Source organism: Pseudomonas sp. PDM05, assembly GCF_014851685.1.
In the GTDB taxonomy this organism is placed as follows: Bacteria; Pseudomonadota; Gammaproteobacteria; order Pseudomonadales; family Pseudomonadaceae; genus Aquipseudomonas.
The window spans coordinates 317,072-338,029 of record NZ_JACVAC010000001.1; the positions used below are offsets into that span (position 1 = coordinate 317,072).

Here is a 20,958-nt window from a genome sequence, read left to right on the forward strand (position 1 = left end):
GTCGGTCTTACAGCTCGGTGGCATCGTCTGCGGGTTCCAGCGGGTCCAACTCAATCGCGCGATACTCGAGCAGTTCTTCCTGGTAGTCGTCCATGCTTGGCTCCTTGTCTGATTGAAAGCGGTTGCAGATAAATGACCTGCCTGACCAGCCTAAAGTGCCGTTATGACGAAAAAAAGTCAGCGTCATGACGTTCCTGCACCTCAGGATTAAACGTAGCAGCGTTGTGTCGATTTAGCACTTGGGGTTTTAGTTGCAATTGCAATTATATGTGAAACTCCATTAGGGTACGGCCATCCGTCTTCAGGGAGCCCACCCATGCCCGCCTCTACTGCCCACGCCGCACAACTTTGCATCGCGGCGCTCGATAGCGCCGCGCACTCGCACAATTCGCCGCTATACACGGTGATGTCCATGGCCAACACCCTGGAATCGAGCAGGCAGGCCTGGGTGATTCGCGCTCAGTCCCGCTCGCGGCGGGTAGGCAGCTGGCCCACCTGGTTCGCGCGCAATACCGCGGAAAAACCGCTGCTGTACCTGCACAGCGCCGCGTCGTCGGCGCAATTGTGTGCGCTGTCCGGGCAGACGGCTCAGCGCGGCATTCTGTGCAATGACATCGAAAACCATCCTTCCGCCTGGCCCAAGGGCGCACAACCGTCCTTGCCGTTGTGGCTCGCCACCAACCCGCATTGCATGCCGTACGATCCGGCTTCGGGCGCAGAAACCCGGGCGATTGTGCTGGCGGGGTTGCAGGCACTGTATGTCGACGGCAAACCTGGGTTCTATTACCTGGCGCTGCATGATCAAGACGGTGCGCGCACCTTGAGCGAGCAAGACCGTGAGGACGCGCTCAAGGGCATGTATCCGCTACAGCGAGGGCATACGGGAGATGTGCGCTTGCTCGGCGCCGGTCAGGCGCTTGAAGAGGTCGTCCACGCCGCGCGGCTGCTCAAGCAAGATTGGAATATCCGCGCACAACTATGGAGTTGCCCCAGCTACACGCGCCTAGCCCGTGAAGCGGCAGGCGCTGAACGCTGGAACCGCCTGCACCCCACAGCGCCCCGGCGCGGTTGCCACTTGCGCAGTTGCCTGTCGGGGAGTGACGCGCCGGTGATCGCTGTCACAGGTTACCCGCAGCCGATCGTTGATCAGTTGGCGGGGTATGTGGATGCCCGGTTTGTACCGCTGGGGGCGGGAACGGTGCAGGCTTCGGCGCCGAGTCGGTATTGGATTGTGGTGGCGGCGCTCAGGGCTTTGGCCGATGAGGGGCGTATAGATTCACAGCAGGTAGAAACGGCAATGGCCCGCTATCCACTGTCATGAAGTGGACTGCAAGGTTCTTCAGGTCTTGCTGCGACTGCGCACTGCCAACGTGGCCGTGCGCTCCAGGGTATCGGCAAACACCTGGCGCTGCTCCGGTTCAATTTGCGACAGGAACAACTCATCCACCGTGCTTTCGTAGATCTTCCACATTTTCTTGCGCAGCACTTTGCCCGCCTCCGTGATGGTGGCGAATGACCCGCGGCCATCGCCGTCAAAACGCGAACGCACCACCAGCCCGTCTTTTTCCAGGCGGTCCACCAGCCGCGTGAGGTTGTAGCGCTCGATGGCCAGTACATCCGCCAGTTCATGCATGCGGCGGGTGCCCTCGGGGCCGCTTTCCAGGCCCCACAAGGCGTCGTACCAGGCATACGCCGGCAATCCGGCAGCGGCCAGGCGCCGTTCGATTTCACGGATGACGGTCCTGTGGGCCCTGACAAAACGGAACCATACATCCGGCTCTTTCGACGACATGCAACACCATCCGGGGAATTTCAAGAAGGTTGCAATAGTAGCTCATCCCGCGTTAGATTCGGCCATGTAGTTGTAATTGCAACTATATGGCCGACACTCCCACAAAGAGCCCGCCACCTGACATCCACCTACCCTGGAGCCTCACATGTCCCCGAACAACGCAGTCAGACACGACGACGACCCACAGGAAACCCGCGAGTGGCTGGAGTCCATCGAATCGGTGTTGTCCACCGAAGGCCGCCCGCGCGCCCACTACCTGATCGATCAGTTGCTGGATTTCGACGTTGCGCGCCACGGTGATTTCTACGGACGGGTGACCACCCCCTACGTCAACACCATTGCGGTGGACCGCCAATTGCCCTACCCCGGCAACCTGGCCATCGAGCGGCGCACCAATGCCTACATCCGCTGGAACGCCATGGCCATGGTGTTGCGGGCGGGCAAACACTCCGGTGTCGGTGGGCATATCGCTACCTATGCGTCAGCCGCTGTGCTGTATGACGTAGGTTTCGACCACTTCTTCCGTGGCCGAACCGACACTTTTGACGGCGACCTGGTGTACATCCAGGGCCACTCCTCACCCGGCATCTATGGCCGCGCCTATCTCGAAGGCCGCATCAGCGAGGCGCAACTGGACAACTTCCGTCGCGAGGCCGGTGGCGAGGGTATTTCCTCGTATCCGCATCCACGACTGATGCCGGATTTCTGGCAATTTCCTACGGTGTCCATGGGCCTCGGGCCGATCACCGCGGCGTACCAGGCGCGCTTTATGCGTTACCTGGAATTACGCGGCCTCAAGCAGCACCAGGGCCGTAAAGTCTGGGCGTTCCTGGGCGACGGCGAGATGGACCAACCGGAATCCCTGGCGGCCATTTCCCTGGCCGGGCGCGAGAAACTCGACAACCTGATCTTTGTCGTCAACTGCAACCTGCAACGGCTGGACGGCCCGGTACGCGGCAACGCCAAAGTGATCCAGGAATTCGAAAGCCTGTACCGCGCCGCCGGCTGGAACGTGATCAAAGTCATCTGGGGCGGCGGCTGGGATGCCCTGCTGGAGAAAGACCAGACCGGCCTGCTGCGCCAACGCATGATGGAATGCGTGGATGGCGACTATCAAAACTACAAGTCCCAGAACGGCGCCTACGTGCGTGAACATTTCTTCGGCAAATACCCGGAGCTGCTGGCACTGGTTGCAGATATGTCCGACGACGACATCTGGAAGCTCTCACGAGGCGGGCATGATCCGGACAAGGTCTATAACGCCTACGCCGCCGCCATGCGTCACACCGGCCAACCCACGGTGATCCTGGCGAAAACCGTCAAGGGCTTCGGCATGGGCGAAGCCGGCGAAGGCCAGAACATCAATCACCAGCTGAAGAAAATGGGCGCTGATGCCGTGAAGGCGTTTCGCGACCGCTTCGACCTGGAAGTGGCCGACGAACAACTCGCCGAGATTCCCTACATCAAACCTGCCGCCGACAGTGAAGAGGCGCGCTACTTCGCCGCCCGCCGCCAGGCGTTGGGCGGCTATGTGCCTGCGCGTCACAGCGCCGTGGAGTCGCTGCAGATCCCTGAGCTATCGGCCTTCGGCGCCCAGCTCAAGGACACCGGCGAGCGCTCGATTTCCACCACCATGGCCTTCGTGCGCATTCTCGGCACGCTGCTCAAGGACCCGCACCTGGGCAAACTGATAGTGCCCATCGTGCCGGATGAATCGCGCACCTTCGGCATGGAAAGCCTGTTTCGCCAGATAGGCATCCACTCTGCCGTCGGACAGCTCTATACGCCGCAGGACGCCGGGCAATTGAGCTACTACAAGGAGAGCAAGGACGGGCAGATCATGCAGGAAGGTCTGAACGAGTCCGGCGCGATTTCCGCATGGATTGCGGCGAGTACGTCCTACAGCAACCACGGTTTGATGACCGTGCCGTTCTACATTTTCTATTCAATGTTCGGCTTCCAGCGCATCGGTGACCTGGCCTGGGCAGCAGGCGATGCGCGGGCACGGGGTTTCCTGCTGGGAGCCACCGCCGGACGTACTACGCTGATGGGCGAAGGCTTGCAGCATGACGATGGTCACAGCCATATCCTGTCGTCGGTGATTCCGTGCTGCGTGTCCTACGACCCAACCTTTGCCTACGAGCTCGCGGTAATTATTCGCGAGGGCATGCGGCGCATGTATGTCGAGCAGGAGGACATTTACTACTACATCACCCTGCTCAACGAAAACTACCCGCACCCGGCGATGCCAGACGGTGTGGAGGATGGCATTCTCAAGGGCATTTACCCGCTCACCCAACACGCGCAGGCCCAGGTACAACTGATGGGCAGCGGTTCGATCCTGCGGGAAGTGATTGCGGCTGCCGAGTTACTGGAGAAGGATCTCTCCGTGCACAGCACTGTGTGGAGCGCGACCAGCCTCACCGAACTGCGCCGTAACGGGCATGAGGTGGAACGCTGGAACCTGTTGCACCCGCAGAGCGAGCCCCGAGTGAGCTATGTCGAACAATGCCTGGCCGGTCAAACCGGGCCGGTGGTGGTGGCGACGGACTACATGAAATTGTTTGCCGATCAGATTCGCCCGTTCGTCCCCGGCCGCCGCTTTGTTGCCTTGGGCACCGATGGCTTTGGGCAATCGGATACGCGGGAAACCTTGCGTGCGTTCTTCGAGGTGGACCGCCACTTCATCGCACTGGCGGCGCTCAAGGCGCTGGCGGATGACGGCGTGATCGGTCGCGATAAAGTCAGTGAAGCGATCAGACGCTACGGGATCAACGTCGACAAGGCCAACCCCGTGACGGTCTGATTTACGGCGCCGGTGTCGGCAGGGGCGCAATTGCTTCTGTTGGTGCCGGTAGCGCCGGGTTGCTGGTCGCCGGTGCGGCGGCAGGCTCTTGCTGCGGCGCAATCGGCGCGGGCTCCACAGGCGGCGCAAGTGGCTCTGAAACGGCAGGCTCTTCCTTCGGCGCCTCGACCTTCTCGGCAGCCGGAGCGACTTTAGGCTCTGGCACGCCCAAGTCAGCTTTCGGCTGCTCGGGAATATGCTCGGCCTTTTTCACTTCCTGGGGCAGGAACACATCCACCAGCGCAAAGTAACGCTCGTAGAACTTCGGCGCCGAGACGGTCTCGCTTGCGACTTTGACCATCGAGTCATCGGTGGAGCCAATCGGCATCGACACCGAACCCAGCACACCAACTCCCAGGCTCGCGGAGTTGTTGACCTTCTTCAGCGCGTAGCGATCCTGCAAGGCGTTGGCGAACATCGTCGAGTGGTTGGTGCCTTTGCCATCATCGGCGCACACCACGTTGAAGCTGATCTGCAGATGGGTCTCGCCGGTCTGCTGGAAACTCTTGTTACCCACCACCAACTTCGGATCGCTGCTGGTGATGATGTAGCCCTGGCTGAGCAGAGCGCGTCGCGCCGCTTCGCACGCCGCCACATCACTGACCGGATAGGATCGGGAAAAGGTGCCGGAATCGTCGAAATTCTCATGTTCATAAATAGCGGTCTTGGGTGACGAGCAGCCCGCGGCGCCCGCCAGCACCAGCGCCAACCCAAGGCTGCGCAAGTGAAATGATGTCGACATTGAAAATCCTGAGCAAAACAGTTCGGGCGGTATTGTGCAACAGAACGAGGCCTTGGCGCGCGCATTCCTGTCGGTAAAACCTCACAGCCTTACGTCTTGGGCCCCGCAGGAAAAAGCCCTGCGCACATATGATCAATAAATACGCGCAATTTGGCCGAGGCGTGGCGACTTGATGGCCACAGCAGCCAGAAACTGCCACGGTGTTCCAGGTAGTCATCCAGCACCCGCTGCAAGCACCCTTCCCGCACGGCGTGGTTGACCATGTAATCGGGCAGGCAGGCGATGCCCAACCCCTCGTGCACCACATGGTTGAGGGACTCGATGGTGGTGCTGACCAGCGGTGCACGCAGGATCGGTTCTGCCGCGCCGGCTTCGAGGCGCAAGGGCCAGGGCTCCAGCTTGCCGGTCGCACAGAACTTGTGCCGCAGGCACGCGTGATCGTTCAAGTGCCGCGGCTGTTGTGGGGTGCCGTGTTCCTGGAAATACGCCGGCGTACCCACCAGCACCAGTTGGTAATGCCCCAGGTGGCGTGCCATCAGGCGCGAATCTTCCGGCTTGCCGGTGCGAATCACCGCGTCGAACCCTTCCTCGATCACATCCACCATGCGGTCGGAAAAATCCACATCCAGCTCGATCTGCGGATAGGCCCGCATGAAGTCACTGAGCACCGGCATCAATAAACCGCGTACCTGCGGCACACTGATGCGAAGTTTGCCCCGAGGCGTGGCGCTGGCGTCGGTCAGCTCGCGCTCGGCGGCCTCGACTTCAGCCAGGATGCGCCGTGAACGCTCAAGGAACAGCGCCCCTTCGGCGGTCAAGGTGATACTGCGCGTACTGCGGTGGAACAGGCGCACACCGAGACGCTCCTCCATGCGTGCGATGCTTTTGCCTACAGCCGAGGAGGAAATCCCTAACACTCGACCGGCAGCGGTAAAACTGCGGGCGTCCGCCACCTGCACGAATACCGAAAGGCTGCCCAGACTGTCCATGATGTGGCCCTCAATTGCGGACACTGATGTCCGATAAGTTCGGAACCTTAGCCTGTTTTTCCGCCACCCACAGCCCCCTACCCTGTCTCCTGGCCTTTTGCAGGGATACAGCGTTATGACATCACTTACCGAGTCCACCCCGACAGCCCAGCATGATGGGTTGCCGCTGGGCGGTTTATTGGCACTGGCGTTTGCCGGATTTATCACCATCCTCACCGAAGCCATGCCCGCCGGGCTGCTGCCACAAATGGGCGAAGGCCTGGGTGTGTCACCCGCGCTCGTCGGCCAATTGGTCACGCTTTACGCCTTGGGTTCCTTGCTCGCGGCCATCCCGCTGACGATGTGGACCCGTGGCTGGCGCCGACGGCCATTGCTGCTGGTGGCCATTGGCGGCTTTGCCGTGGTCAACAGCATCACCGCATTCTCCAGCCATTACGGGCTGACCCTGGTGGCGCGCTTTTTCGCCGGAGTTTTCGCTGGGTTGCTCTGGGCGTTGCTGGCGGGTTACGCAAGCCGGATGGTCGCGCCACATCTGCAAGGTCGAGCGATTGCCTTGGCGATGCTGGGGGCACCGCTGGCGTTGTCGCTGGGGGTCCCCGCGGGGACTTCGCTCGGCACCGTCGTAGGCTGGCGCCTGAGCTTTGCGATCATGACCGGGCTGACGCTCGTGCTGCTGATCTGGGCCCGCTGGACCTTGCCGGACTTTGCCGGGCAAACCGCAGGCAAACGCCTGGGGTTGCGTCAGGTACTGACCCTGCCCGGGATTCGTCCGGTGTTATGGGTAACGTTTACCTACGTGCTGGCCCACAACATTCTCTATACCTACGTCGCCCCGTTGTTGGTGCCCGCCGGACTTGCGGACGAGATTGACCGCGTACTGCTGGTGTTCGGCTTGGCCGCGCTGTTGAGCATCTGGCTGACGGGCGTGTTGATCGATCGCTGGCTGCGCAAGCTGGTGCTGACCAGTTGCGCGTTGTTCGGGCTGATCGCCCTGGCGCTGGCATTCTGGATCACTTCGCCGAGCGTGATCTACCTCTGCGTGGCCTTGTGGGGCCTGGCGTTCGGTGGCCTGCCAGCCCTGCTGCAAACGGCACTGGCCAAGGCAGCCGGCGACTCGGCGGATGCCGCACAATCGATGCTGGTCACCGTTTGGAACCTGGGCATCGCGGGTGGAGGATTGGTCGGTGGCGTGTTGTTGCAAGGCTCGGGCGTGATTGCATTTCCATGGGCGGTGGTGGTGTTGATGCTCCTGGCTCTTTGCAAACGCCCATGAAAAAGCCCCCGGTCTTTTCAGGCCGAGGGCTTTTTATTCAAGCGGGCATCAGAATTTCTTGATGTCAGCCTGGGTTTCCAACTGCTTGCGGTACGCAGCAAAGTCCTGCTGACCACTGCGGGAAGCGAGGAAGCGGCGGATTTGCGCCTTTTCTTCGTCCGTCGGGGCAACAGCCTCGTTGACGCCGTTCAAGCGCACGATCACCAGGCTACCGTCAGCCAGGGTCACGGTGGTAAAGGTCGGCTTGTCCTTGGCCGCAGGCTTTGGCATGCGGAACAGGGCTTGCAGCACGGCTGGGTCGATAGATTCCTGATTGCGGGTGGCCGCTTCAGTCACTTTCCACGCCTGGCCGTCGATGGCTTGATTCAGCGGGGTCTTGCCATCACGCAGGCTGGCGATCAACTCGTCAGCGTGAACCTTGGCCGCCGCACTGGCACGTTCCTTGGTCATCTGGGCGCGAATCGCCGCTGCAACGCTTTCCAGCGGCAGTTGCGTTGGCTTCAGATGCTCTTTGGCACGCAGTACGATGATGGTTTCCGGGTCCAGTTCGATGGCGCTGCTGTTGGCACCCTCATCCAGCACTTCCGGGCTGAACGCTGCGGTGATCACGGCACGGTTGGCCGTAATGCCTTCGCCACCTTCACGGCCAAACGGCGCGGAGGTGTGCACGGTCAGCTTCAGGTCGGACGCTGGCTGGGCCAGGTCGGAGGCTTCGAATGCCGCATCTTCCAATTGCTTGGTCGCTTCGACAAAACGCTGCTCAACCTGTTGGGTCTTGAGGTCGCGGGTCAGCTTGTCTTTCAGGCTGGCAAACGATGGCACTTGAGGTGCTTCAACGCCCAACAGCTTGATCAGGTGCCAACCGAAGGTCGAACGAACCGGCGCCGACACCTGATCCTTGTTCAACGCGTACAAGGCAGTTTCGAAGTCTGGATCGTAGACGCCAGGACCGGCAAAACCGAGGTCGCCGCCGTTGTTGGCCGAACCGGGGTCCTGGGAGAACTCCTTGGCCAGGGCTTCGAACTTCTCGCCCTTGGCCAGGCGCGCCTGGACGTCTTCGATCTTCGCCTTGGCTTGCGCGTCGGTGACCTTGTCGTTGACTTCAATCAGGATGTGCGCAGCACGACGCTGTTCAGCGAGGTTGGCGGTTTCTTTCTGATAGGCAGCCTGCAGATCTTCGTCCTTGACGCTGACTTGATCAAAGAACGATGCCTTCTTCAGCTCCAGATAGTCGATGACCACTTGGTCCGGCGTCATGAACTCTTTGGCGTGCTGGTCGTAGTAAGCCTTGACCTCATCGTCGGTGAGCTTCACCGCGGCCGGGTTGGCCTTGATATTGACGGTGGCGAAATCGCGGGTCTGTTTTTCCAGACGGGCGAATGCCAGCACTTCGGCATCGGTGACGAAACCGCTGCCGGCGATACCTGCGCGAACCTGGCCGATGAGCATTTCCTGGGTCAGCATCTGACGGAATTGCATACGGCTGTAGCCCAGCTGACGGATCACCTGATCAAAGCGCTCGGGGCTGAACTTGCCATCCACCTGGAACTCGGGAGTCAGCAGGATCGTTTGATCCAGTGCCGCCTCGGAGAAGCCGAACTTGGAGTCGGCAGCGCCTTGCAGCAACAGCTTGCGATCGATCAGCCCCTTGAGGGCCGCTTCGCGCAGCAGTTTTTCGTCCAGCAGTGAAGCATCGAAATCCTTGCCCAGCTGTTGCATCAGCTGACGGCGTTGCATGTCGACGGCCTGGCTCAATTCGGTTTGAGTAATCTCTTCACCGTTGACCTTGGCCACGTCCTGCTTGTTGTTACCCGATGCCTGGAAAATGGCCTCGATACCGGTGAACGCCATCAACGCGACGATGATCCCGATAATGGTCTTGGCAATCCAGCCTTGTGAATTGTCCCTGATATTTTGCAGCATGCGTCCCCCAGAAACGGTTGAACTTCAAAAATTGGCAACCGTGGAGCGTGGGTAGAGTACGGATATAAGAAAGGCGCATCCAAGGATGCGCCTTCTCGCAACTGGCGGAGCGGACGGGGTTGGTATCTGCCCCCGGCTTGGCGACCCGATGGATACATGGGTCTGCTGCCGCTCCGCTGCCAGGTCGAACCTGCGTTCGACCCGGGTAGGTAAAGGCTGGATCGAAGCTTAGTTAACGGCTTCTTTCAGGGCTTTACCGGCTTTGAAACCTGGTTTCTTGGCAGCAGCGATTTGCAGTGCTTTGCCAGTCTGTGGGTTACGGCCAGTGCGAGCTGGGCGGTCGGTCACAGAGAAAGTACCGAAGCCTACCAGTACTACGGAGTCGCCGGCCTTCAGAGCGCCAGTGACGGATTCGATTACTGCATCCAGCGCACGGCCAGCAGCAGCTTTCGGGATATCAGCGGATGCAGCGATAGCATCAATCAGTTCCGACTTGTTCACTCTAAGTCCCCTTATATATCTATTGAGTATGATTCTAAGTTTTTTGGTAAACAGCAAAAATCAGTGCTGAATGGCCTACAGACACTTATAAGAGCCGCTTTATAACAAGGGCTCTAAAAAGCTGTCAAGGAAGCCCCCAGGCTTATTCGCATTAATGCGTGCTAATTCTTTCCTTGGAATCAGACTCGCGCTTTTCATCCTTTGCGACTATCTCCGGAGCCACATCCGGCAAGGGCTCCGGCGCGTATTGCAGCGCAATTTGCAGGACCTCGTCAATCCATTTAACCGGTTTAATCTGCAGATCCTGCTTGATGTTGTCAGGAATTTCCTTCAAGTCGCGAACATTCTCTTCAGGAATGATCACGGTCTTGATCCCGCCACGGTGTGCCGCAAGCAATTTCTCTTTCAAGCCACCAATGGCCAGTACCTGACCACGCAAGGTAATTTCGCCGGTCATGGCCACGTCAGCTCGCACAGGAATACCAGTCAACGCCGACACCAGGGCCGTGCACATGCCTACACCTGCGCTAGGACCATCCTTCGGGGTCGCCCCTTCCGGCATGTGGATATGCGTATCGTGCTTCTCGTGGAAGTCCAGGGGAATCCCCAGGCTCTTGGCGCGGCTGCGCACCACGGTCTGTGCGGCGGTGATGGATTCGACCATCACGTCACCCAGCGAACCGGTCTTGATCAGCTGGCCTTTGCCAGGGATCACCGCGGCTTCGATGGTCAGCAATTCGCCACCCACCTGGGTCCACGCCAGGCCGGTGACCTGACCGACTTGATCCTGCTGCTCGGCCAGGCCGTAGCTGAATTTACGCACGCCGAGGAAGTGTTCCAGGGAGTCAGCCGTGACCTTCACCGAGAAGCGTTTTTCCAGTGCATGTTCCTTGACCGCCTTGCGGCAGATCTTCGCGATCTGGCGCTCCAGGCCCCGTACACCGGCCTCGCGGGTGTAATAACGCACGATGTCGCGGATGGTCCCGACCTCGAATTCGATCTCGCCCTTCTTCAGGCCGTTGGCAGAAATCTGCTTGGGCGCGAGGTATTTGACGGCGATGTTGATCTTCTCGTCTTCGGTGTAACCCGGCAGACGAATCACCTCCATCCGGTCCAGCAAGGCTGGCGGGATGTTCATGGAGTTGGAGGTGCACAGGAACATTACGTCAGACAGGTCGTAGTCGACTTCCAGGTAATGGTCGTTGAAATTGTGGTTCTGCTCAGGGTCGAGCACTTCGAGCAAGGCCGATGCCGGATCGCCACGCATGTCGCTGCCCATTTTGTCGATTTCATCGAGCAGGAACAGCGGGTTGCGCACACCCACCTTTGTCATCTTTTGAATCAATCTTCCTGGCATCGAACCGATGTAAGTACGGCGATGACCACGGATTTCCGCCTCATCACGCACGCCACCGAGGGCCATGCGCACGAATTTGCGGTTGGTCGCATTGGCAATCGATTCGGCCAGGGAGGTTTTACCCACACCCGGTGGACCGACCAGGCACAACACCGGACCACGAATTTTCTTCACGCGCTTTTGCACCGCGAGGTATTCGAGGATGCGTTCTTTGACTTCCTCAAGACCGTAGTGGTCGGCATCAAGGATGTCTTCGGCACGGGCCAGGTCCAGGCGCACTTTGGTCTGGGCCTTCCAAGGCACCTGCACCAGCCAGTCGATGTAGGAACGAACCACGGTGGCTTCGGCCGACATCGGCGACATCTGCTTGAGCTTGTTCAACTCGGCAGTGGCCTTGGTCAGGGCGTCTTTAGGCAGGCCGGCGGCATCGATGCGCTTTTTCAGCTCCTCGATTTCGTTGTGGCCTTCCTCGCTGTCGCCGAGCTCTTTCTGAATGGCCTTCATCTGCTCATTCAGGTAGTACTCGCGCTGGCTACGCTCCATTTGTTTCTTCACACGACCACGGATGCGCTTCTCGACCTGCAGCAGGTCGATTTCGGCATCCAGCAGCGCCAACACGTGTTCAACACGGGTCGACAGGTCGATGATTTCGAGGATGTCCTGCTTCTGCTCGATCTTCAGCGCCATGTGCGCGGCCATGGTATCGACCAGGCGGCTTGGCTCATCAATGCTATTGAGGGACGACAGGACTTCAGCCGGGACCTTCTTGCCCAACTGCACATACTGCTCGAACTGCGAGAGCAGGCTGCGTACAAAGACTTCGGATTCGCGCTCCGGCGCTTCGACTTCGTCGATCAGCGCCACTTCAGCGCGCAGGTGGCCGTCCACCTCCATGAAGCGCTCGACCGCACCGCGCTGCTCGCCTTCGACCAACACCTTGACGGTGCCATCAGGCAGCTTGAGCAATTGCAGGACAGTGGCAATGGTGCCGACGCGATACAGGGCATCTTCGCCCGGATCATCATCAGCGGGATTCTTCTGGGCCAACAGCAGGATTTGCTTGTCGCCCGTCATCGCGGCTTCGAGCGCCTCGATTGACTTCTCGCGCCCCACGAACAGCGGGATAACCATGTGCGGATAGACGACGACATCACGCAACGGCAGGAGAGGCAATTCAATGGTGGTCTTCATGATTTCGCCTCTATGACAGATGAAAAATAAGCTTGAAACCAAGATGGGGGCTGCATGCAAAAAAAACAAGCTTAATGCCAGCAGGAAAACGCAGGAAAAATCCCGCAATTAAAAGTGAGTGCAAAAACAAAGGGGCCCCTAGAGGCCCCTTGTTTGTAAAGCAACTGCAAAACGCTTACGCGTCTGGCGCAGCCTTGGCAGTCGGCTCACTGTTTTCGTAGATATACAGTGGCTTGGACTTACCTTCTATAACGCTTTCGTCGATCACCACTTTACTCACCTCGGACTGCGAGGGGATTTCGTACATGGTGTCGAGCAACACGCCTTCCAGGATAGAACGCAGACCACGTGCACCGGTCTTGCGCTCCAGCGCCCGCTTGGCCACCGATTTGAGCGCGTCGGTACGGAACTCGAGGTCCACACCTTCCATCTCGAACAGCTTGGCGTATTGCTTGGTCAGGGCGTTTTTCGGCTCGGTGAGGATCTGAATCAGCGCAGCCTCATCCAGCTCGTCCAACGTCGCCAGGACCGGCAGACGACCAACGAATTCCGGGATCAGACCGAACTTGACCAGATCGTCAGGCTCGACTTCACGCAGGGACTCGCCAACCTTCTTGCCTTCTTCCTTGCTGCGTACTTCCGCACTGAAACCAATACCACCACGGGTGGAACGTTGTTGAATTACTTTTTCCAGACCAGAGAACGCGCCGCCACAGATAAACAGGATGTTACGCGTATCAACCTGTAGGAATTCCTGCTGCGGGTGCTTGCGGCCGCCTTGTGGCGGTACAGAAGCAACTGTGCCTTCGATCAGTTTCAACAGGGCTTGCTGCACGCCTTCACCGGAAACGTCCCGGGTGATCGACGGGTTGTCGGACTTGCGCGAGATCTTGTCGATTTCGTCGATGTAGACAATACCCATCTGGGCCTTCTCTACGTCGTAGTCGCACTTCTGCAGCAGTTTCTGAATGATGTTCTCGACGTCTTCACCCACGTACCCAGCCTCGGTGAGGGTGGTGGCGTCGGCGATGGTGAACGGAACGTTCAGCAGGCGAGCGAGGGTTTCTGCAAGCAGGGTTTTACCCGAGCCTGTAGGACCGATCAGCAAGATGTTGCTCTTGCCGAGTTCGACCTCGTCACCTTTCTTGTCACGCTGGTTCAAGCGCTTGTAGTGGTTGTACACCGCTACGGCCAGAACCTTCTTTGCACGCTCTTGACCGATGACATACTGGTCAAGGATGCCGCTGATTTCTTTAGGCGAAGGCAATTTATGCGCACTGCTCTCGGCCTGGGCTTCCTGCACCTCCTCGCGGATGATGTCATTGCACAGGTCGACGCACTCGTCGCAGATAAACACCGAGGGGCCGGCAATCAACTTGCGCACTTCATGCTGGCTTTTGCCACAGAAGGAGCAATAGAGCAGCTTGCCGTTGTCCTCGCCGTTGCGGGTGTCAGTCATTCGTTCGATCCAAATCCGATAGGCTTGCAACACAAGATGAAGGCTTATGCGGGCTTTTTCAAGCCCGCAAGTGGTCGGGCATGCCGACCAGCCCTATTTTGAGCGGCTTAATTAAGCTGGGCGACGGTCAATCACTTTGTCGATCAGGCCATAGGCTTGCGCGGCTTCGGCACTCATGAAGTTGTCACGGTTGGTGTCGCGCTCGATTTCTTCCAGGGTGCGTCCGCTGTGCTTGGCCATCAGCGTGTTGAGACGCTCACGGATAAACAGGATTTCCTTGGCATGGATCTCGATGTCCGACGCCTGGCCTTGGAAACCGCCCAGTGGTTGGTGAATCATCACGCGCGAGTTCGGCAGGCAGAAGCGCTTGCCCTCGGCACCCGCGGTCAGCAGGAATGCGCCCATGCTGCAGGCCTGGCCAATGCAGGTGGTCGACACGTTCGGCTTGATGAACTGCATGGTGTCGTAGATCGACATACCCGCCGTCACCGAACCGCCTGGGGAGTTGATGTAGAGATGGATGTCCTTGTCCGGGTTTTCGGCTTCAAGGAACAGCAGCTGCGCACAGATCAGGTTGGCCATGTAGTCCTCTACGGGGCCAACCAGAAAGATCACTCGCTCCTTGAGCAGGCGCGAGTAGATGTCGTAGGCGCGTTCGCCACGAGCGGACTGCTCTACAACCATCGGGACCAGGCCGCCAGCGGCCTGGATATCAGAGTTCTGCTGAATATAGGAATTACGGAACATGCTCTGCAGTTACTCCCAAATAGTCATGTCTTGAAAACGCATAAGCCAGCGCGAGGCTGGCTTATGGTTGTATTTCCAACGAGTTGGACAATCAGTCGGCTTGTGCTGCTTCCGCCGGTTTGACTGCTTCTTCGTAAGAGACCGCTTTATCGGTCACCTTAGCCTTCTGCAGAACAGTATCCACAACTTGTTCTTCCAGCACAACCGAACGTACTTCGTTCAGTTGCTGGTCGTTCTTGTAGTACCAAGCCACGACCTGCTCAGGCTCCTGGTAGGCCGAAGCCATTTCCTGGATCATTTCGCGAACGCGATCTTCGTCAGGCTTGAGCTCGAACTGCTCAACCACTTTTGCCACGACCAGACCCAGCACAACGCGACGCTTGGCTTGTTCTTCGAACAGCTCGGCCGGCAGTTGATCAGGCTTGATGTTGCCACCGAACTGCTGAACCGCTTGAACGCGCAGGCGATCCACTTCGTTGGACAGCAGGGCCTTAGGCACTTCGATCGGGTTGGCGGCCAGCAGACCGTCCATGACCTGGTTTTTCACCTTGGACTTGATAGCCTGGCGCAGCTCGCGCTCCATGTTCTTGCGAACTTCGGTGCGGAAACCTTCCAGGGTCGCTTCCTTGATGCCGAATTGAGCGAAGAACTCTTCGTTCAGCTCTGGCAGCTTAGGCTCGGAAACACTGTTGACGGTCACGGTGAACTCGGCGGCTTTGCCAGCCAGGTCCAGGTTCTGGTAGTCAGCAGGGAAAGTCAGGTTCAGAACACGCTCTTCGCCGGCTTTAGCGCCAACCAGACCGTCTTCGAAGCCAGGGATCATGCGGTTGGAGCCCAGCACCAGCTGAGTACCCTTGGCGGAGCCGCCAGCGAATACTTCGCCGTCAACCTTGCCAACGAAATCGATGTTCAGCTGGTCTTCGTTCTGAGCGGCGCGATCGGTCACTTCAAAACGGGTGTTCTGCTTGCGCAGGATTTCCAGCATGTTGTCCAGGTCGGCATCGGCCACGTCAGCGCTCAGGCGCTCTACGGCGATACCTTCGAAGCTGGCAACTTCGAACTCCGGGAACACTTCGAATACGGCAACGTATTCCAGGTCCTTGCCAGCTTCCAGGGACTTAGGCTCGATCGACGGCGAGCCAGCAGGCTTCAGGTTCTGCGCTTCTACGGCTTCGTAGAAGGAAGCCTGGATCACGTCACCCACAGCGTCCTGGCGCGCATCAGCACCAAAACGACGCTTGATTTCGCTCATTGGCACTTTGCCTGGACGGAAACCAGCGATCTTGGCCTTCTGGGCAGTCTGCTGCAGACGCTTGTTGACCGCAGTCTCAATACGCTCTGCCGGCACGGTAATGCTCAGGCGGCGCTCGATAGCAGTAGTATTTTCAACAGAAACTTGCATGGATATTCCTCGTTGCACAGACGTTAGCCGGCCATTTCCGACCCCAATCAAGGGCATGCATTCTAGAGGGTCAAACTCAAGAAGTCACCCTACTGCAAATACGCCCGAAAACAGCCGGCAATTTATCGGTACGAAGGCACTGATGCACCCCGCCCCGGTGACAAATACACCCCATCACGCCAGGGCTCTGCGTCGCCCCTTCTATATATAGAAGAGGTCGTCATCCACCCCCCCTGACGGCCCACCCCGCAAACAGGGCAAGCAGACAGTGCGGTATCATCGAGACACATAAATACGATGAAACGCCCTGCCGTTGCGGCCCAGCACCTGCAGCCGCGAAAACCAGAACCGCTAAAACCAAAAAAGGCGCCAGACTGTTAAATCTGGCGCCTTTCGAATATGGGGTGGACGAAGGGGATCGAACCCTCGACAACGGGAGTCACAATCCCGTGCTCTACCAACTGAGCTACGCCCACCATATTGCATTAACAAAGAACTCAAACATCTTCTTTGTTGAACCTCACCTCACCTTGCGGCAGGGCGACGCCTTGAAATTGGTGCGGATGAAGAGACTCGAACTCTTACGCCTCGCGGCGCTGGAACCTAAATCCAGTGTGTCTACCAATTCCACCACATCCGCGCTGGAGCTCTTAAAGCAAAGGCGCCAGACGATTAATCTGGCGCCTTTCAAAATATGGGGTGGACGAAGGGGATCGAACCCTCGACAACGGGAGTCACAATCCCGTGCTCTACCAACTGAGCTACGCCCACCATCTAACGCTACTTGTGCCAAAGCTGCCTAATGGCGCACCCGGCAGGACTCGAACCTGCGACCATCCGCTTAGAAGGCGGATGCTCTATCCAGCTGAGCTACGGGCGCCTTGTTAATCTGTACTCTTGGAGGATTACAAACTAAGTGCTTCCAGCCTTGCAGAACAACACTCTATTCTGCTCGACCTTCTTAACCAGTGCTAGGCTGTGCCCGACAAGTGCGACGAATAGTATAGACGCCTCGGAAAGCCGTCAAATCTTTTTTGAAAAAAATTCATTTTATTTAAGGGGTTAGGGCAATTTGCAGACCAAGCGCCTTTGCCCTCACGCTGTGGCATGCGAGAATGCGCACACATTTCTTCCCCCTCTCGATGGTTAATCACGCGTAATGACTGCACAACTTATCGACGGCAAATCAATCGCCGCCAGCCTGCGCCAGCAGATCGCCAAACGCGTCACCGAGCGTAGCCAGCAAGGCCTGCGCACGCCTGGCCTCGCGGTGATCCTGGTCGGCAGCGATCCTGCCTCTCAGGTTTATGTCTCGCACAAGCGTAAAGACTGTGAAGAGGTCGGCTTTATTTCCAAGGCCTACGACTTGCCTTCCGACACCACCCAACAGGCCCTGACCGACCTGATCGACAGCCTTAATGACGACCCGGCAATGGACGGCATCCTGTTGCAATTGCCGCTGCCCGAGCACCTGGACGCGTCCAAGCTGCTGGAGCGTATCCGCCCGGACAAGGACGTCGACGGCTTCCACCCCTATAACGTCGGCCGCCTGGCCCAGCGCATCCCGCTGCTGCGCCCTTGCACCCCCAAAGGCATCATGACCCTGCTGGAAAGTACCGGTGTCGACCTGTACGGTCTCGACGCCGTAGTCGTGGGCGCCTCCAATATCGTAGGTCGCCCAATGGCCATGGAACTGCTGCTGGCCGGCTGCACCGTGACCGTCACCCACCGCTTCACCAAGGACCTTGCCGGCCACGTCGGTCGCGCCGACCTGGTGGTGGTTGCCGCCGGCAAGCCAGGCCTGGTCAAGGGTGAGTGGATCAAGCAAGGCGCCATCGTCATCGACGTCGGCATCAACCGCCAGGAAGACGGCAAGCTGGTCGGCGACGTGGTCTACGACACCGCCCTGCCCCGCGCCGGCTGGATCACTCCGGTGCCAGGCGGCGTCGGCCCGATGACCCGCGCCTGCCTGCTGGAAAACACGCTGTATGCGGCAGAAACCCTGCACAGCTAATAACCAGCAGCACTGAAAAAGCCCTGCCTTATCGCAGGGCTTTTTATTGCCCGGCATAAAAACCTTTTTTTCTTAGTTTTTAAGCACTTTCGTCTGGTTCTCGAAGAACATTCGACAGTTTCTGATCCATACTTCTAGAATGTAACGTAATTTTTCAAAGCACCCGTTTTCCAACGGTATTTCCTTACTTCTTAGCGAGTTCATCCGCGTGAAAATTCGTCTCTCCATCGCCAGCCTATTTTTTGTATTTACAGGCACCTTCGCGCACGCCGCCGAGACCACCCAGGCCCCGCGCGACACCTCCAAACTGCAGATCGCTTCCGGCAGTGCCATGCTCGTGGATCTGCAGACCAACAAAGTCATCTACTCCAGCAACCCCGACGTGGTGGTGCCGATTGCCTCGGTGAGCAAGCTGATGACCGGCCTGATTGTGCTCGAAGCCAAGCAGAACATGGACGAATACATCGACATCAACATCAAGGACACGCCAGAAATGAAAGGCGTGTTCTCCCGCGTGAAGATCGGCAGCGAAATGCCGCGCAAAGAAATGCTGTTGATCGCCCTGATGTCCTCGGAAAACCGCGCCGCCGCCAGCCTGGCCCACCACTACCCGGGCGGCTACCCGGCGTTTATCGCCGCAATGAATGCCAAGGCCAAGGCGCTGGGCATGACCAGCACCCACTACGTCGAGCCTACCGGCCTGTCGATCCACAACGTATCGACTGCCCGCGACCTGAGCAAATTGCTGGCCGCCGCGCGCCACTACCCGATGCTCAGCCAACTGAGCACCACCAAGGAAAAGACGGTGTCTTTCCGCAAACCCAACTACACCCTGGGTTTCTCCAACACCGACCACCTGATCAATCGCGCCAATTGGGACATCAAGCTGACCAAGACCGGCTTCACCAACCAGGCCGGCCACTGCCTGGTGCTGGTGACCAGCATGGGGAATCGTCCGGTATCGCTGGTGATTCTGGATGCCTTCGGCAAATTCACGCACTTTGCCGATGCCAGCCGCATTCGCAACTGGGTCGAGACCGGCAAGAGCGGCTCGGTGCCGGATGTAGCGTTGCGCTACAAGGCCGACAAGAATCTGAAAAACCGCCCGAACGCGGCAGAAGTGCGCCGCTAAAAGAATGTGGGAGCGGGCTTGTGTGGGAGCGGGCTTGCTCGCGAATGCGGTGTATCAGATACAGATACCTCAGCTGACCCACCGCATTCGCGAGCAAGCCCGCTCCCACATCCCACACAAGCCTGTTCCCAAATAAGGTTCGCGGCGTCCTGCTTTACTTTGTTTCTGCCAACACCTTGAGCGCCTGCGCCGCCGCCCGCTCCTGCCCGGCCTGGGCCGTGGCATTCGCCGCCTCACGCCAGCGCTGCGCGTCCACCTTGGCAGGCAACTGGCTTGGCCGTTGGGTGAGGATCGCCCAACTCCCGGCGCTCTTCCACTTCGATTCAAACTCGCTGAAGCTCATCAACAGGCGCCGGTCCATCCCGGAGCGCAGCAGCACCGTGCTTTTCTGCTGATTGAACCCCACCACGACCACGTACCGTGCGTCAGACCACAGGCTGCCGCCAATCCGCGCCATCACCGGGTAACCGGCTGCAACCTGTGCCAGCACCGCCGTCAGCTGGGTATCCAGCGGATACACCATCAACCCGTACTCACGCGCCAGCACCTGCATGTTGCGCTCCAGGTCCGCCTCGCCGCCCGGCAAGCGCAGCGGCTTATCCAGCAGACCCGGTGTCATGACAATGCCTTGTTGCGACAGCATGCTGGCCAGAGCAGCAGGGCCACTCTGATACGCCTCGCTGCGGAAAGTCGGCACGCCATTGAGCTCGACCCGCTCCGGCAGGCCCGGCAGTTTCGACGGGTACCCGGAACAGGCCGCGAGCCCCAGGGCAAAGGCCAGCAACAAGGATGTTTTTACGTTCGACCGTAACCGCAATTTTTTACTCTCTTGATCAACTGCCGGTAAGGGCCCTGATCATAGGGCGCTCCGCCACGCGGGTATAGCCTCAGGCGTCAGTTAAGCGTGCGGCATAGAGCAAACAAGTTGGACGGACACGACCATTGGTCAATAGCAGGCAACCGCCAGGTAGCTAGACTGTCCATTGAGAAGACTGTGTGTGCCCCGAGCGGGGCGAAAGGAGGCCCTGATGAGCCTTGCAACGACGATAATCCTGTTGATCTGCGGTTGGCTGGCCGTTGCCGCCGCCATGTTGTGGGGGGTGCTGCGCATTGCCCGTCGACACCACCCCCACGCCAAACCCGCCAAGCCCCACAAGGCCGCGGTGCACCACGCCTAACCAGGCATGCAGCTGAAATCCTGGGTCGCGGCAACTTCCTTGCCGTGGCCATCCTTCAGCGACGCGCGCACGGTAGTGCCCAGGCTCGACTCCACCAGGGTGTAGTGCTCACCGGCCTTGAAATTCTTGTACTCGAGCCGCCCCTGGCAGTCCTGCTGATTGTCGTCGCCCGGCTCTTCCTCGTACAACGTCACGTCCAGGCGATGGTCGCCCGGTGTCACTTCAAAAAAGCGCCCATCGTCCACGCGCTTGCCATCCACGCGTTCGGCCATCAGGTCATTCGGCGCTTCTTCCTTCAATCCAATCCATGCTTCGCTCGGGTCCGCCTTGGGGATCGGGCCGGCGCACGCCGACAACAACAGCACGGCACCGAGGGCTGGAATCAACAACAGAGGTTTAAGTGACATGGCAGG

At 58.9% G+C, this 20,958-nt stretch carries 18 protein-coding genes and 4 tRNA genes; 6 read left to right on the forward strand and 16 right to left on the reverse strand.

From position 1 onward, the window contains the following. Nucleotides 1-7: 7 nt before the first annotated feature. Nucleotides 8-187, reverse strand: a complete 180-nt coding sequence (locus IB241_RS01510; RefSeq protein ID WP_192297246.1) for a hypothetical protein — start codon at nt 185-187, stop codon at nt 8-10. Nucleotides 188-316: 129 nt separating this feature from the next. Between IB241_RS01510 and IB241_RS01515 the strand changes: the two genes are divergently transcribed. After that, the gene (locus IB241_RS01515) at nt 317-1,321 is read left to right on the forward strand and encodes a transketolase-like TK C-terminal-containing protein (RefSeq protein ID WP_192296643.1); all 1,005 of its coding nucleotides are present in this window, start codon (nt 317-319) and stop codon (nt 1,319-1,321) included. 18 nt (nt 1,322-1,339) lie between these two features. Here IB241_RS01515 and IB241_RS01520 read toward each other — a convergent pair whose 3' ends face one another. Beyond that, nucleotides 1,340-1,792, reverse strand: a complete 453-nt coding sequence (locus IB241_RS01520; RefSeq protein WP_192296644.1) for a MarR family winged helix-turn-helix transcriptional regulator — start codon at nt 1,790-1,792, stop codon at nt 1,340-1,342. Between the two features lie 145 nt (nt 1,793-1,937). On the opposite strand from IB241_RS01520, the gene aceE reads away from it, so the two are divergent. Then, complete coding sequence (gene aceE, locus IB241_RS01525) at nt 1,938-4,598, forward strand: pyruvate dehydrogenase (acetyl-transferring), homodimeric type (RefSeq protein WP_192296645.1); 2,661 nt, start codon at nt 1,938-1,940, stop codon at nt 4,596-4,598. A 1-nt stretch (nt 4,599) separates the two neighbouring features. Here aceE and IB241_RS01530 read toward each other — a convergent pair whose 3' ends face one another. Together IB241_RS01530 and IB241_RS01535 are read right to left on the reverse strand one after the other, a co-directional pair. After that, complete coding sequence (locus tag IB241_RS01530) at nt 4,600-5,379, reverse strand: DUF2242 domain-containing protein (protein ID WP_192296646.1); 780 nt, start codon at nt 5,377-5,379, stop codon at nt 4,600-4,602. Nucleotides 5,380-5,468: 89 nt separating this feature from the next. Beyond that, the gene (locus tag IB241_RS01535; RefSeq protein WP_192296647.1) at nt 5,469-6,368 is read right to left on the reverse strand and encodes a LysR family transcriptional regulator; all 900 of its coding nucleotides are present in this window, start codon (nt 6,366-6,368) and stop codon (nt 5,469-5,471) included. Nucleotides 6,369-6,483: 115 nt separating this feature from the next. On the opposite strand from IB241_RS01535, the gene IB241_RS01540 reads away from it, so the two are divergent. Beyond that, the gene (locus tag IB241_RS01540) at nt 6,484-7,641 is read left to right on the forward strand and encodes an MFS transporter (protein ID WP_192296648.1); all 1,158 of its coding nucleotides are present in this window, start codon (nt 6,484-6,486) and stop codon (nt 7,639-7,641) included. A gap of 48 nt (nt 7,642-7,689) precedes the next feature. On the opposite strand, the gene IB241_RS01545 is transcribed toward IB241_RS01540, so the two are convergent. The 10 genes from IB241_RS01545 to IB241_RS01590 form a co-directional block, all read right to left on the reverse strand. Continuing rightward, entirely contained in the window at nt 7,690-9,564 is a 1,875-nt protein-coding gene (locus IB241_RS01545; protein WP_192296649.1) for a SurA N-terminal domain-containing protein, read from the reverse strand. Between the two features lie 228 nt (nt 9,565-9,792). Next, nucleotides 9,793-10,065: an HU family DNA-binding protein gene (locus tag IB241_RS01550; RefSeq protein WP_003174819.1), complete on the reverse strand. Its 273-nt coding sequence runs from the start codon at nt 10,063-10,065 to the stop codon at nt 9,793-9,795. A 151-nt stretch (nt 10,066-10,216) separates the two neighbouring features. Beyond that, a complete protein-coding gene (lon, locus tag IB241_RS01555; RefSeq protein ID WP_192296650.1) occupies nt 10,217-12,613 on the reverse strand; it encodes an endopeptidase La in 2,397 nt (798 codons plus the stop codon). A 175-nt stretch (nt 12,614-12,788) separates the two neighbouring features. Continuing rightward, the gene (gene clpX, locus IB241_RS01560) at nt 12,789-14,072 is read right to left on the reverse strand and encodes an ATP-dependent Clp protease ATP-binding subunit ClpX (protein WP_003238279.1); all 1,284 of its coding nucleotides are present in this window, start codon (nt 14,070-14,072) and stop codon (nt 12,789-12,791) included. Between the two features lie 111 nt (nt 14,073-14,183). Continuing rightward, entirely contained in the window at nt 14,184-14,819 is a 636-nt protein-coding gene (gene clpP, locus IB241_RS01565; RefSeq protein ID WP_071487154.1) for an ATP-dependent Clp endopeptidase proteolytic subunit ClpP, read from the reverse strand. Between the two features lie 91 nt (nt 14,820-14,910). Further along, the gene (gene tig / locus IB241_RS01570) at nt 14,911-16,221 is read right to left on the reverse strand and encodes a trigger factor (RefSeq protein WP_192296651.1); all 1,311 of its coding nucleotides are present in this window, start codon (nt 16,219-16,221) and stop codon (nt 14,911-14,913) included. Between the two features lie 400 nt (nt 16,222-16,621). Next, a tRNA-His gene (locus IB241_RS01575) sits at nt 16,622-16,697 on the reverse strand. A gap of 79 nt (nt 16,698-16,776) precedes the next feature. After that, nucleotides 16,777-16,861 (reverse strand) — tRNA-Leu (locus IB241_RS01580). Between the two features lie 55 nt (nt 16,862-16,916). Then, nucleotides 16,917-16,992 (reverse strand) — tRNA-His (locus IB241_RS01585). 32 nt (nt 16,993-17,024) lie between these two features. Further along, nucleotides 17,025-17,101: transfer RNA gene (locus IB241_RS01590), tRNA-Arg, on the reverse strand. 279 nt (nt 17,102-17,380) lie between these two features. Between IB241_RS01590 and folD the strand changes: the two genes are divergently transcribed. After that, the gene (gene folD, locus IB241_RS01595) at nt 17,381-18,235 is read left to right on the forward strand and encodes a bifunctional methylenetetrahydrofolate dehydrogenase/methenyltetrahydrofolate cyclohydrolase FolD (RefSeq protein WP_192296652.1); all 855 of its coding nucleotides are present in this window, start codon (nt 17,381-17,383) and stop codon (nt 18,233-18,235) included. Between the two features lie 208 nt (nt 18,236-18,443). After that, complete coding sequence (gene pbpG / locus IB241_RS01600) at nt 18,444-19,367, forward strand: D-alanyl-D-alanine endopeptidase (protein WP_192296653.1); 924 nt, start codon at nt 18,444-18,446, stop codon at nt 19,365-19,367. Nucleotides 19,368-19,521: 154 nt separating this feature from the next. Here the strand turns inward: pbpG and IB241_RS01605 are convergent, their stop codons facing one another. Beyond that, a complete protein-coding gene (locus IB241_RS01605; protein WP_192296654.1) occupies nt 19,522-20,184 on the reverse strand; it encodes a peptidase C39 family protein in 663 nt (220 codons plus the stop codon). A gap of 211 nt (nt 20,185-20,395) precedes the next feature. Between IB241_RS01605 and IB241_RS01610 the strand changes: the two genes are divergently transcribed. Further along, nucleotides 20,396-20,545 (forward strand): hypothetical protein, encoded by a 150-nt coding sequence (locus tag IB241_RS01610; protein WP_192296655.1) that lies wholly within the window; start codon nt 20,396-20,398, stop codon nt 20,543-20,545. On the opposite strand, the gene IB241_RS01615 is transcribed toward IB241_RS01610, so the two are convergent. Next, entirely contained in the window at nt 20,542-20,952 is a 411-nt protein-coding gene (locus tag IB241_RS01615) for a hypothetical protein (RefSeq protein WP_192296656.1), read from the reverse strand. The genes IB241_RS01610 and IB241_RS01615 overlap by 4 nt on opposite strands. Between the last annotated feature and the right edge of the window lie 6 nt (nt 20,953-20,958).